Annotated in this window: 12 protein-coding genes; 5 read left to right on the top strand and 7 right to left on the bottom strand. The window is 59.1% G+C overall.

Annotated features, from left to right (window positions below; all coding sequences use genetic code 11):
• Positions 1–60 precede the first annotated feature (60 nt).
• Both ggt and ACXAH8_RS04260 read right to left on the bottom strand, forming a co-directional pair.
• Complete coding sequence (gene ggt / locus ACXAH8_RS04265; RefSeq protein WP_475216342.1) at positions 61–1,854, bottom strand: gamma-glutamyltransferase; 1,794 nt, start codon at positions 1,852–1,854, stop codon at positions 61–63.
• 19 nt (positions 1,855–1,873) lie between these two features.
• Positions 1,874–2,860, bottom strand: a complete 987-nt coding sequence (locus ACXAH8_RS04260; protein ID WP_170468445.1) for a 2-hydroxyacid dehydrogenase — start codon at positions 2,858–2,860, stop codon at positions 1,874–1,876.
• Between the two features lie 171 nt (positions 2,861–3,031).
• Here ACXAH8_RS04260 and ACXAH8_RS04255 point away from each other — a divergent pair, with 171 nt between their 5' ends.
• Complete coding sequence (locus tag ACXAH8_RS04255) at positions 3,032–3,520, top strand: SH3 domain-containing protein (protein ID WP_475216996.1); 489 nt, start codon at positions 3,032–3,034, stop codon at positions 3,518–3,520.
• Positions 3,521–3,536: 16 nt separating this feature from the next.
• On the opposite strand, the gene ACXAH8_RS04250 is transcribed toward ACXAH8_RS04255, so the two are convergent.
• Positions 3,537–4,877, bottom strand: a complete 1,341-nt coding sequence (locus ACXAH8_RS04250; RefSeq protein WP_475216340.1) for a tetratricopeptide repeat protein — start codon at positions 4,875–4,877, stop codon at positions 3,537–3,539.
• A 425-nt stretch (positions 4,878–5,302) separates the two neighbouring features.
• Between ACXAH8_RS04250 and ACXAH8_RS04245 the strand changes: the two genes are divergently transcribed.
• From ACXAH8_RS04245 to ACXAH8_RS04235, 3 genes are all read left to right on the top strand, one after another.
• Positions 5,303–6,538, top strand: coding sequence for a DUF3179 domain-containing (seleno)protein (locus tag ACXAH8_RS04245; RefSeq protein WP_475216338.1), 1,236 nt, complete (start codon positions 5,303–5,305; stop codon positions 6,536–6,538).
• A gap of 11 nt (positions 6,539–6,549) precedes the next feature.
• Positions 6,550–8,214, top strand: coding sequence for a sulfatase-like hydrolase/transferase (locus ACXAH8_RS04240; protein ID WP_475216336.1), 1,665 nt, complete (start codon positions 6,550–6,552; stop codon positions 8,212–8,214).
• Positions 8,215–8,282: 68 nt separating this feature from the next.
• Positions 8,283–9,101: a hypothetical protein gene (locus ACXAH8_RS04235; protein ID WP_475216334.1), complete on the top strand. Its 819-nt coding sequence runs from the start codon at positions 8,283–8,285 to the stop codon at positions 9,099–9,101.
• Between the two features lie 40 nt (positions 9,102–9,141).
• Here ACXAH8_RS04235 and ACXAH8_RS04230 read toward each other — a convergent pair whose 3' ends face one another.
• A complete protein-coding gene (locus tag ACXAH8_RS04230; protein ID WP_475216332.1) occupies positions 9,142–10,137 on the bottom strand; it encodes a quinone oxidoreductase family protein in 996 nt (331 codons plus the stop codon).
• 91 nt (positions 10,138–10,228) lie between these two features.
• On the opposite strand from ACXAH8_RS04230, the gene ACXAH8_RS04225 reads away from it, so the two are divergent.
• The gene (locus ACXAH8_RS04225; protein WP_475216330.1) at positions 10,229–11,065 is read left to right on the top strand and encodes a LysR family transcriptional regulator; all 837 of its coding nucleotides are present in this window, start codon (positions 10,229–10,231) and stop codon (positions 11,063–11,065) included.
• Between the two features lie 2 nt (positions 11,066–11,067).
• Here the strand turns inward: ACXAH8_RS04225 and ACXAH8_RS04220 are convergent, their stop codons facing one another.
• From ACXAH8_RS04220 to ACXAH8_RS04210, 3 genes are read right to left on the bottom strand one after another with little or no spacing between them, the layout of a single operon-like run.
• The gene (locus ACXAH8_RS04220; protein WP_475216328.1) at positions 11,068–11,763 is read right to left on the bottom strand and encodes an SDR family oxidoreductase; all 696 of its coding nucleotides are present in this window, start codon (positions 11,761–11,763) and stop codon (positions 11,068–11,070) included.
• Positions 11,764–11,773: 10 nt separating this feature from the next.
• Positions 11,774–12,283 carry a nuclear transport factor 2 family protein gene (locus tag ACXAH8_RS04215; protein ID WP_475216326.1) on the bottom strand — a complete coding sequence of 170 codons (510 nt, stop codon included), beginning with the start codon at positions 12,281–12,283 and terminating at the stop codon, positions 11,774–11,776.
• Positions 12,284–12,343: 60 nt separating this feature from the next.
• A complete protein-coding gene (locus ACXAH8_RS04210; protein WP_475216324.1) occupies positions 12,344–13,297 on the bottom strand; it encodes an alpha/beta hydrolase in 954 nt (317 codons plus the stop codon).
• Positions 13,298–13,380 lie beyond the last annotated feature (83 nt).

Below are 13,380 nucleotides of genomic sequence, written 5' to 3'. Positions count from 1 at the left end.
ATGCACGGGCCTTTCCCAATGTGTCGAAAAGGCCCGCCCGAGCCGGGCAAGACCTAGATTTTATTCTCCCAGCGCGATCCCTTCACGCCGATGGTCCGCCCCACCGCTGAGAGTTTCGCCGATCTCAATCGCATGCAAGCCCGAGGTTAAGTCGCGGGGGTTCACCTCGAACCCGATCTCGATCAGCGCATCCGCGTAGCCTTCGGCCGCAGTGTCCACCTCTACATCATAGGTCCCGAACCGGTTGACCAGATGCGGCAGCGAGATCGCCTGCTGCACATCCATATCCCAATCCGCCCAAGCGATGATCGACTTGGCAACGTAGCCAATGATACGGCTGCCTCCTGGAGACCCGATGGCTAGAACCGGCGCGCCGTCCTGCATGACGATGGTCGGGCTCATGGACGAACGCGGGCGCTTGCCGGGTTCAAGGCGGTTCGCGATGGGCACGCCGTCGCGATGGGTGCGGAACGAAAAATCGGTCAGTTCGTTGTTCAGCAAAAACCCGTTCGTCATCAGGCGCGAGCCAAAGCCGTTTTCAATCGTCGTCGTCATCGACAAGACGTTGCCGTAACTGTCCACGATCGAGATATGCGAGGTCGAAGGCAGCTCCAATGACTCGTCATCAGCCCAGTTCATCGCATGATCAAACTCGGGATTGCCCGGGGAGACCTCGGTCAGTGCGCCCTCAGCGTTCAAAAGCTCCGCGCGCTGCGCCAGATAGTCCAGGTCGACCAGCCCGGTGGTCGGCATCGGCACGAAATCACTATCGGCCATGTACCGCCCCCGATCCGCAAAGGCGAGGCGTGACGCTTCGCCGATCAGGCGCCATGCCTCCATGCTCTCAGGCCCCATCGCGGCCAGATCATAGCTGTTCAGCATACCCAGAATCTGCCCAACGGTCAGCGCTCCGGACGAAGGCGGACCCATCCCGCAGACCTCATAGGCGCGGTAGGCGGCGCAAACCGGATCGCGTTCAATGACCTGATACAGGGCCAGATCGGTGCCAGATAATACGCCGGGATTGCCCGGCGCGGTGCGGACGGTCCGAACGATATCTGACGCGATTTGCCCGCCGTAGAACCCGGCGGCACCGTCCTCAGCCAGAGCGCGCAGTGTATCAGCATAGGCCGGGTTCATCAGGCGTTGGCCCTGTTGCAGCGGTTCACCTTCGGGCAGGAAATATTCAGCCGTTGCAGGGAACCGCGACAGACGTTCGGCGTCGTTGGCGACCAAACTGGCCAGACGAGGCGAGACAAGGAACCCGTCATCCGCCAGCCGGATACCATCAGTGAACAGCCCGGGCCAAGGTGAGCGGCCCCAACGGCGGTGCGCGTCTTCCAGCAAGGCAGGCGTTCCGGGCGTGCCAACGGACAACCCTCCAACGACGGCATCAAAGAACTGCAAAGGCTCGCCATTTTCATCCTGAAACAAGGTCGGCGTCGCATCCAACGGGGCCGTCTCACGCCCGTCCAGTGTAGTAAGCTGTCCCGTGGCGGCATCGTACCAGACCAGAAACGCCCCGCCCCCAAGGCCCGAGGATTGCGGCTCGACCAATCCCAGAACAACCTGCACCGCGACCATGGCATCCGCTGCCGATCCACCCGCCCGCAAGATCTTCGCCCCGGCCTCAACTGCCAAGGGGTTGGCCGCAGCGACCATCCAATTCTCGGACTGTACGGGCACACCGCTTGTTTTGGCCTCAAGCGCCGCGATCAACTCGTCGGTCAGAGCTTGAACTTGACCTTCGCTTGCGCCTTCGGGGGCCACGGAGTCCGCTGTTTCCTGGGCAAAACCCGGAGCGGCAAAGGCTATGGCAGACAGAAGTAATCCTGAAATCCGATTGATACGCATAATGTGCTCCTAGAAAAGGTTACAGCATGGATGGGACCACCTGATCCGGTGGTCTGTGTCCATCCTCGAAAGTCTTGATATTGATAATCACTTTCTCACCCATCTCGATCCGCCCCTCCAGCGTGGCCGATCCCATGTGGGGCAACAACACCACGTTGGGCAGCTTGCGAAGGCGTGGGTTCACCTGTGTACCGTGTTCGTAAACATCCAGCCCGGCACCCGCGATATCACCGGACCGGATCAGCCGCGTCAGCGCGTTTTCGTCGATCACCTCACCACGCGAAGTATTTACCACCACAGCCGAGGGTTTGAGCAGCTTCAATCGCCGCGCATTCAACAGGTGGAACGTTGAAGGGGTCGAGGGGCAATGAACCGAGATCACATCCATCCGTGCCACCATCTGATCAAGGCTTTCCCAATAGGTGGCCTCCAGATCCTGTTCAATCTCGGGGCGCAACCGGCGGCGGTTGTTGTAGTGGACCTGCATCCCGAATGCACTGGCACGGCGCGCAACGGCCTGACCGATCCGACCCATGCCCAGAATACCCAGACGTCGCCCTCCGATCCGACCGCCCAGCAAAGCGGTCGGAGCCCAACCGGACCAATCGCCTTGCTGCATCAGCGCCACGCCTTCAGGGAAACGACGCGTCACCGCCAGAATCAGCGCCATGGTCATGTCGGCCGTATCATCGGTCAGAACACCCGGAGTGTTCGAGACCAGGATGCCACGCTGACGCGCGGTTGAGACGTCGATATTGTCGACCCCTGCCCCGTAATTGGCAATCAAACGCAGCTTTTCGCCAGCTTGCCCCAGCAGACCACCGTCGATTGTGTCGGTCACCGTCGGCACCAGCACGTCGGCCTCTTGCACGGCGGCGACCAGTTCCTCACGGGTCATGGGGGTGTCATCGTCGCGCAGGCGAACATCAAACAGCTCGCTCAGTCGCGTTTCCACGACTTCCGGCAACCGTCGCGTAACAACAACACTCAGACGTTCTCTTGGCACTTCCGCCCTCCCACTGCTTTGCAAACGCGCTTGCGTCATGGCATCGTGGCGCAGGATAAGGCGGGGCACAAGAACCCCAAAGGCATTGAGTCGACCTTTTTTCGAAAGCAGATCAACAGGCACAAGAGCAGGCAGTCAGTGAGTGGTCTTCTACCGGTGAAACGCCTTTGTTTGGCGATCCTATCCGCGTATTTTATTGCGTTCGGCTCTGCGCCGGTCGCAGCCCAAGACGCGCGCGGCCCGGTCACCAATCTGCCCCTTCCGCGCTATGTTTCGATGAAGGCTGCCGAAGGCAATGTGCGTCGTGGTCCTTCCCTGACCCACCGAATCGACTGGGTGTTCAAGCGGCGCGGCATGCCATTGCAGATCACCGCGGAATACGGCAACTGGCGCAAGGTACAGGATCGCGACGGAGCCGGAGGTTGGGTTCACTATGCCCTGCTGTCCGGCGTGCGCACGGTGCTGATCGAATCCGAGATGCTGCCGGTTTATGCCCGACCCGACCCGAACTCGACCGTCAACGCGCATTTCGAAACCGGAGTGGTCGCCCGTCTCGGCGCTTGCTCTCTGGACTGGTGTCGCATTTCGGCGGGGGGCTACAAGGGGTGGACGCTGAAAGCCAACCTCTGGGGCGTCGATCCGTCGGAAATCCGAGAGTAGCCCTTTTTTCAAGCCCCTAGTCAGTTGGCAAAGCCGATATTTCGTTGAGCGCGCCGATGATGTCTTCTGCGTGGTCCGGATCGGCAAACAAGGTTCGAAACAGCGCCGCTAAAGGGTAGCCGGGCCAGGCTTCGTCCAACAACAGGATTGTGGCCCGCGCGCGCTCATCGTCTCCGAGCCGCTGATAGCTTGCCGCAAGATAACCGATCGAGATTGCGCTGACCGGATCACCCAGCCTGACCGCCTCGTTGAACTGGTCTACGGACGCCTGATAGTCCCCCAAGTGATAGCTGGATGAAGCCAACACGCTACGATAAGGAAATCTTCCGTTGGTCGTATTGGCGCCCTGCGCCCGATTGGCGGACGCTATTGCGCGCTGAAAATCCCCACCAAACAACGCGAACAGGGCATCAAAATTCGTGACGTGGATATCATCAGGGGCAAGCCGCGTTGCGCGTGCGGATTGGGCAAGCGCGGCCTCATGCTCGCGTGAGCAAAATGAAGCCAGGGCAAGGGCGGAATGGCTCCAACCTTCGTCTGGCGCCAACTCCAACGCTCGCTGCGCTCGGTTTTTGGCGAGGGTCAGAAGCGCCTGTTTTTCAGCTCCAGGCGGGGTTGTTAAAGCAAGGATGCTGATCGCCTGCGCCGAACCGGCGTAGCCGCCGAAATACGTCTCATCCAGTGCCATGGCGCGCTCGAACATTCCGCGCACGGCTTGCAGCCTGTCACGGTCCAGAACCGGGAACATCAGCAGGCGCGCCTCAATGGCCAGATTAACGGCTTGTAGTTTGCTCGGGTTTGTCGAGAACAGCGCCTCTCTGACAGCTTGTTCCTGATTGGCACTTGACGAGACCGCGACCGGGCTGAGCGGTGACTGGGGCGAGCGGGAAAACAGTATTGCGCCGCCCGCGACCGCCAACGCGCCCAAAACCGCCACTAAGACCCAGACAGTCTTTGAGGGACGAGCTCGGTCTGACGGTATGTCTAGGTCCAAAACCTCAAACCGGGGGACATAACCACCCGGATCTACATGGATGCGCAGCCTCTGATCCTTGCCGGAGTTCGAATAGAAGCTCGCCAATCGCCGACGCATACGCCCCGCATCGACCCGCACGACGGCCATGGGGTCACCCCCGGAATCCAGCGCCCTTCCGTAGACATCCTCGGCGATCGACTTGGCGCGTATATCCTCGGACTGGCCCGCTAGAAGCTTTTGGACAACGTAACTGAGGAAAGACTGCAGCCGCTCGGCCCCATCGAATTCCGGGCTGTCCAGGACCGCCTTCAGTGCCCGCTGAATGTCTTCATCCGAGAGCGTTTTTTGGGCTGGTTCTGACTTTACGCTGGCGTCTGACATCGCTTTCGTTAACCGCTGGCTTGTTTCAAGTCTTTGAAAAATAACATGTTACCCCGTAACATACGTTAAGATACCTGAATGTGTAAATGAATTTCGGACACAATGATTAGCAAAGGAGGGGAACGGACCTCATCGCGGGGGCACAACTGGGTTCAGACACCGTGAGGCTTATGATGGCTTGCTTGTCGATACACTTTCCTGATCAGGCGAATGACATCCGGCGCCTGCGCAGCTCAGACACGGTCTTTGCGCAAATCTGCGCTGACTTTGAAAGCCTGGCTGCTCTTCTTCCCTGCGATGCAAGTGACCCAAGAAATTCTGATCTCATCGACAGCCTCCGAGGGCTTGAGGACGAAATCAAAACTTACCTTTCGTCCCATTCGACCCCGCCCGAAGGCTAATCAAGACGCAAAAAGGCGATTCAAATGTTGGCCAATCTTCTCTTCTACGTCGGGCTCCTCGTGTCGTTGACCATCGGGTTCATGTATTTCCGCGATCTTGGTGACGTCAGCCAGATGGTGCTGAAGGTCAAGCGCAATAACATGATCCGCTTTATCCGGAATGAGAACACCTATCTTGCCGCCGGATTCGCCGGGCTTGCGCTGATGCTTGTCGGGCATTTTCTTGGTGGCGGTCCGGGCTGGCTGTTTTTCCTCGGCGTACCCGCGGTGTCTCTGGTGATCGTGTTCCTATTCGTGTTTCCATGGGTTTGGGTCCATATCGGTCTGCGCAACCAGCAAAACACCGCCCGCTACTACCCGATTTCTGAGGCGCAGCAATTCATCAACCCCTCTGCCAGTGTTCTGGTGATCGAAAACAACGGCCACGCGCGGGCGCATTCCGACGCCCAACTGATGCGCCCTCATCTGGCCGGAAACGATAAGGGGTTGGGCGGCGATGACATCGTTATGACCTATTGCGCCATGGCCAATCTGGGGCAGGCCTACAAACCCGAGATCCACGGCAAACGTCTGGATCTTGAGGTGATGGCCCAGCATGGCAACAACCTGATCCTACGCGACAACACCACCGGAGAGCCGATCCAGCAGATCTATGGCCGCTTCGACAGCGACGCCTCGAAAACAGCGGCAATGCAGCCATGGCCCACCTTTCGGATGAGCTTTCGGGGATTTCAAAAGGCCTATCCAAATGGTGAGGTTTTTCTGAACAAGCCCTCCTCGAACCCGCTTCTCAGGTTGTTCGACACCTTTACTGAAACCGTTTTCTCCTCGGGCATCGCCAAGCAGCACCAAGAAGAAGCGCCCGTCATGGACAACATGAGCCACAGCGACAACCGTCTGCCCAACAAAACCTATGTCTGGGGCATCACGATCGGTGACGACGCAGTTTGCTGGACCGATGATTTCCTGGCCGAAAATAAAGGGCTGATCAACGCCACGGTTGGCGGGCGTGACGTCGTGGTGTCCTACGACCCAATCTATGAAAGCGTTGGCGTCTGGTACAATGACAGCGGCGCGCCCATCACCCATGTCGATTTCTTCGGAAACGCGGATTGCGGCCAACTGACCCGCGTTGAGACCCTTCGATCAGGCATGTTCTGGCATGTCTGGGTCGAGTTCTTCCCCGGCACGGATATCAACCGCTCCGGCCCGCCCAACACCACATCTGACCCCCGCCAGACCCCCGCCCAAAGCGAATGAGGATTGTTGAAATGAAAACCCTAACCAGCCTGTCGGTGCTGTTCTGCCTATCGGCCACGATCTCAACCGCTCAGGACGCGCCGATCATCCATGATGCCGAGTACTACATCCTCGAAGCGCAGAATGCCGAACAATGGGCTGCTGACAATGCCGAGGTTGACCAGTTGCTAGAAGACTTCCGAAGCTCGAACGACGGCAAGCCACCCAACATCATCAATATCCTGATTGACGATATCGGCTTTGGCGATCTTGGTATTCCAGAACTGAACGCGGTGCGCGGGTATTCGACGCCTCATATCAACGCCTTCTCGGACGAAGCGATGCGCATGGTGCGCATGTATACCGAACCCTCCTGCACACCCACACGGGTTGCGATGATGACCGGGCGGCTTCCGGTTCGGATGGGCATGGGCGACACCACCGTGGATATCGCCGGGTTCGGCCTGCCAGCCGACGAAGTCACGCTGGCCGAGATCCTGTCAGATGCGGGCTATGCGACTGTGCATGTGGGCAAGTGGCACATGGGCGATATCCCCGAGGCCTGGCCTCATAACCAAGGCTTCGATTGGGCGGGGTTCCCGGTTCATCAGCAGGGCCAACTGACCATCTACAACGACGATGCGATCAAGGAACAGGTCTCGGTCGGAATCTCGGATTTCGATGACCGTTTCGTTCTGGACGACTTCTTTCGCCCCGACCCTGCCGCGATGGTCACCGGCCTTGAAGCTGAACGCGGGGGTCTTGCGCGCGAAGTTGACATGACCGCAGGCGAGCGCTGGACCGCCGAAAAATATGACGAAATGAACCAGCGCTACCAGGACCAGACGCTTGAAAAAATGCGCGAGCTGGCTGGCGGGGAAGCGCCGTTCTTCCTGCAATATTGGCCACTCATTCCGCTGGACAACACGCGCGCAGGTCGTTCGGGGCCGCAATCGCCGAACGGAGGGCTCTATGTCGACAAGATGCAGCAGCTCGACAGCTGGCTCGGCGATATCTTCAACGAGATGGAGGCGCTTGGCCTGGCCGACAACACCATTGTCATCGTGATGGGCGACAACGGCCATTTCACCAAGTATTCGCCGCAATCAGGGTTCACCCCGATGGTTTTCGCCGGTGGCAAAGGTGATGTGTCCGAGGGCGGCATTCGGGTCGACAGTTTCATCCGCTGGCCCGGCATGATTGAGGCCGATGGCATCGTCGGAGATATCGTCCACGTCTCGGATCTCTATACCACACTCGCCCGGTTCGCCGGAGCCGAAAGCGGCATTCCTCGGGATCGGCTGGTGGACGGGGTCGACCAATCCTCGCTGCTGCTGTTGGGCGAGACAAAAGGACGGCGCGACCACCTGATCGTCTATTCCGTCCACACCCCCCGCGCGGTCATCAAAGATCAACTAAAGCTGCGCATTCCCGGAGCCGGAGAGAGCGCGATTCTAGCCGATTTCTTCGATGTTTACCGCGATACGCATGAGAAATACCCGGTTTCAACCGAGGTTGGGGCTTGGGGCGGGCAAGAGTTCGTCCGTATTCTGGGGCGCCATCTGAAACGCAAGGAGAAATACCCGGACATCGAACCAGCCCGTGGTGTTCCCTATGAAGGCATCGAAAACCTGCGACCTGAAACCGAAGCCGCTGTCGAGGCATTCCTGCTCAAACAGTCTTCTGTTGGCAGATGATCGTATATCCGGACACTGACGGCTTGCAGCAAGGTCGTCGCGCAATTTGAAAGTAAGGAGATTCACCAATGGCTATCAGATCCGCTGCCGTGATGGCAGGCGCCACGGCCCTGTCCTGTTTTCTGTCGAGCGCAGCATACGCCCAGTCCCTGCCTGCGCCGGGTCAGACCGAAGACGGCTGGCGACACACTCTTGGCTTTTACCTGTTTACGCCGCTGCGCACGCATGGAACGTCAACCGTCTCGGGCGTTTCAGCCGATATTGACCTCGATCTTGGCGACGTGCTGGATGTTCTCGATTTCGCAGCGGCCGGGCGGTATGAGGCCTGGAACGGAGACTTTGGTATCATCGTTGACGCCAATTACGTCGGCATCGGAGAGGACACCACCCTCCCCGGCCCGGCCGCCACTGCAGTGGATGTAGATGTGCGCCAAAAATGGTTTGCGGTCATGGGGGCCTATCGCGTGGCGGATGGGACCTATGGTACCTACAACCAGCGCTACACCGTCGATCTGCAAGGCGGCATTCGCTACAACTCGATCCGGCAGGAAATCAGGTTCACGACTCCGGGGCCGACCAATCCGCCCACCCAAGGCGGTGACGAAGGCTGGATTGAGCCCGTTGTGGGTGCCCGGGGCATGTGGCGTCTCAACGACCGGTGGACCACCATCGCATCGCTGGAACTTGGCGGGTTCGGGGCCGGAGGCAACGATCTGCAGGTTGGCGCAAATATCGGCTTTGACTACCAGCCGTGGGATCGGACCGCGATCACCTTTGGCTACAGATATTTCAGCGTCGACTACAGTGATTCAACATCAACCGGCCCCTTCGCCTATGATGTCACGCAGCAAGGGCCCTATGTGGGGCTAAAGGTCTTTTTCAACTAGACTCGACCGCCTTGCAGTGACTCGTGTTTGCCGGGCTCGATCACTCTATGCTCAGAACCAGTTTGCCGGTGGTTTCACCGGCTTCCAAACGACGGTGCGCCTCGGCGGCTTGGGCAATAGGTAGGATCGTCACCTGCGGGCACAGAACACCCGCTTGCAACAATTCAAACACCGTGGCCATATCTGCGCTGAACTGATCGGGGCGGTTAGCGAAATAGGTGTATATGTCGCTTACCCGGACCGAGACCGACTTCTGAAAGTGCTTCGCCAAATCCTCGGCAAAATTACCTGCGGGCGGACCGGCAAGGAACCCGAACAGAACTGCCGTGCCCAAAGGCGCCAGAGCGTCGAGGTCTGATTTGAGGGTTTCACCCGAGATCGGGTTCAGCGTCAGATCAACGCCGCGCCCTTCGGTGAGGTCCAACACCCGCGCGGTGACATCCTCGGTGCGATAGTCGATGACGTGATCGGCACCTTGATCCTTCGCATACCCAACCTTGTCGGTGCTGGTCGAAGCGATCACTGTCATGCCCAGATGCTTAGCAATGTGTAGCGCCATGGTGCCAACACCCCCGGCCGCAGCGTGAACCAGTACAGATTTGCAAGCTGCCGCGCCGCCCAGATTGACCAGCATATGGTAGGCGGTCATCCCGTTGACGGGGATTGCGGCTGCGGTTTCGAACTCGACAGAATCGGCCAACCGGGAGACATAGGGCGCACCGATCACCGACTGAGTGCTGTATCCACAGGCTCCGATCGGCCCCATCCACGCCACGCGGTCCCCGACAGAGAATCCTTCGACCCCCTCGCCCAGCGCCTCAACCACTCCGGCCCCCTCGACCCCAGGTACATGAGGTAGCTCGGGCATCATCCCCTCGGGCATTTCACCGCGACGGATGATCGTGTCGATGAAGTTAACCGCCCCGGCCTTGTTGCGGATCAGGATTTCCCCGGCATTGGGGGTCGGGGTCGCACGGTTGGTTTCGCGCAAAACATCTGGTTTGCCGGTCTGGGCGATTTCAATAGCGAAAGGCATGAGCTGTCTCCTTCTGTTGCGCAGAAGTTAGAGGCCACGTCGCTGGACGATAATAGTTGATATCAGGAGAAATAATCCCAAAATTAGAATAATGATCTACAACGACCTTGCCCTGTTTACCGTCGTCGCAAACCATCTCAGCTTTTCCAAAGCTGCGGGGCGTCTGGGGATCCCGCTCAGCCGTGTCAGCCGCAGGATTGCCGAGTTGGAGGACCATCTTGGCACTAAGCTGTTCGAGCGAACGACGCGGCAGGTGCGCCTAACGGAAGAAGGCCGCCGCCTTCTGGATCTATGTCAGGACCCGATCGAGGCTCTGCAAGGTATAGCGGGCTTTACCGACGACACCAGACGCCAGAGCATCCGCATCACGGCGCCTCCGCTGGCCGCGCGCACGACCATTGGCCCTCGGTTGTTGGATTATGCAGCAGAGAACCCGGATGTGACGTTTGAGATGACCACAACCAATGTCATGCTAGACTTCTTTCGCGACAATATCGATCTTGCCTTCCGCCTCGGCCCCTTGACGGATTCCAGCCTTGTCGCGAAACGGCTTTGGTCAGTTCCCTACTGCTTTTGCGCAGGACAAGGCTTCATTCGAGAGCATGGGTTGGACGGGTCGATATCCAGACCAGACTTTCTTGCTTTGCCCGCCCTGAATGCTGGTCAACCCTGGGTGCTGGAGAGCGGGGAAACACTGCACCCGAAGCACATCGCGCACAGTTTAACCGACCTTGATGTCATTGCGCAGGCCGCCCGTCGCAACCTAGGTGTCGCGATGCTGCCTTCGGATATGTTGGAGGATGAGTTGCAACGGCTTGAGGTCACGGATGCCCAACCAATGACGCGGGACATGTTCGCCGTCTATCCCAGCCGCCGCCTGTTGCCCGCGCGGGTCAGGAAGCTGATTGATTTCATGACGCCCGGCTGAACCTACCAATCAATTGCGACGCCATCGCGAAAGAACCCTCCGGTCGGGCCACCTTTCGGTAAGGTCGCTGCCCAGACAACGCCCCTGGCACCCTCGGAAATCGGACGTCCCCCGCCCCCCATATCCGTGGCAACCCAACCGGGACACACGGCGTTGACGAGAATGCCCTGAGGTTTCAACGCGGCAGCGGTCTTGAGCGTCAGCGCGTTCAGAGCAGCTTTGGATACGCCATAGCCAGGCGTTCCGGCGGACATGCTGGTCAGCGACCCCGCCCCAGAGGACACGTTGACGATCCGGGCTTCCGTGCCTTGTTTTAGCAGTGGCACCGCCGCAATCGTGGTCTCCCACGGGCCGAAAAGGTTCGTATCAAACGCGCGACGCACCCGGTCCAAGTCGGCGAGGTGAACCATCTGGTCGGTGTCATAATCCACGCCCGCGTTATTCACCAAAACATCAAGGCGCCCATAGGCCGATTCAACCATCAAGAAGAAGGCGGCCGCGACAGAATCCGGACTAGAAACATCCAGTTGCAAGGCTTGTGCCCCATATCCGATCTCATCCGCAGCAGCCTGCCCTTTTGCCAGATCGCGCGCACCCATTAGAACCTTCATCCCATGGTCCCGAGCCAATTGGCGGGACACTTCTTTACCAATGCCGCGGTTGGCGCCGGTCACGAGTGCGATACGCTGACTGGTCATGGTCCCTCCTTCAATTCGCCTCGGCAGCGCGCTGGCCGGCAAGAGCCACAAGCGCACGGTCACCGGATTCCCAGATTGCCGTCATGGTCATTGATGTGACAAGCCAGCGGTCGTCTGATTTCTCAAGCTTATAGTCATAGCGGCCACCAAGCACCCACAGGCCATCATCAAGACGATGGGTTGCTGTGAAATCAGCCTGTGCTGTGGCGGATGTATCGGACAGAGAGGTGATGGTGTGATTGGTCACCATATGGTGCGTCGCGTCGAAACCAGGAAGAAAGGCGGACCAGCTCGCTACAAGCTCGTCGGCGGGTTGCGTGACCGGGTCTCCGCCCCAGAGGCTGGTATAATCCGTCGTGACGGTATCGGAAAACGCGCCGCGCACGCGGGTCCAGTCGTGGCGGTCAGCACCTGCCGCGATATCGGTGATTGCGGTCGAGATATCGGCTTGCTGCTCGGCAAACGCTGCGGTACCGATCATTGAGACGGCCGCAAGGGTCGATGTGAGTTTTCTACGCACAAGAATGCTCCGAATAGTTGAGGGTGGACGCCAAACGATTGCTCGGCGTCCAAACAGGGCTCAATTGCTCGAACCGGCGCGGAAGTGGTCAGCGACGGTATCGGCCGCGCGGGTGACATCCTCGGGGTTGTCGTAGAAGTCGAACTGCGTGACATCCTCCAGCCATTTAGCTGTCGCGTCGCCTGCGAAACCGGCAAGGAAGGTCTGCACGCCCTGTGGGATCGCTGCGCTTTCCGAGTGCACAATTGCCAGTGGTTTATCCAAACGCTGCGGATTGTCGGCGGGGTGATAGGTCAACCATCCTTCCCAGCCCGCATTGTTCCACTTGTCGTCATATTCCGGGATCGCGCCCCGGTCGGCCTCATAGTAGTATCCACCGATTGGCATCAGAACGCCCTCGGCACCCTCGGGTCCTGCGGCGGGGATGATCTGACCGCCAGCGGCCTCGGCAGCGTGGGACACCTCGATCAGCCCGGCGACACCTTCTGCGCCGCCATAAACCGCCTCGACGATCTCTTCATTCTGCAACCATGGTGCAACCAAACCCAGCCGCTGAACCAGCGGATTGCCAGAGACCGCATCGACCATGTACCCGGCCGAGGCGCAGATCCCCAGACCGTTGATGTGGTCGGCATCTACTTCGGGTAGGGTCGCAACGAATGCGATGGCCGCTTTGATGTCCGATGTCTTGGCCTCGGGGCTTTCAACGAAGCGCACGTTGTTCGGCAGATCGCCCGATTTGCCCCAACCGCGGAAATCAAAGGTGAAGGCGGCAAAGCCGCGCTCGGCCATTTCTCGGGCATAGTTTGCGGGCATCTGTTCCTGAACAGAGGTCCAGGCCCCGGTCACGACGACAGTCGGCAGAGGCTCGGCTCCGCGCTCTTCCGGCAGGTACAGCGTGCCGGACAGCATAGCGCCTTCGTTCTCGAAGGTAACGGTGCGGGTTTCGACCTGCGCAACAGCGGCTGTCGAAGCCATAAGCGCTGCGGCGGTGTTCAGAGCGAGGGTATTCATAGCGATATCTCCCAAAATCTGTCTGGATGGGCACAAGCCCGATGACACCTGAGATATGCTGCGGTCAGCAGGGATACTTGCAC

The organism is Ruegeria sp. ABV3_008, from assembly GCF_056161185.1.
This window is presented reverse-complemented; position numbering and strand designations above follow the sequence as displayed.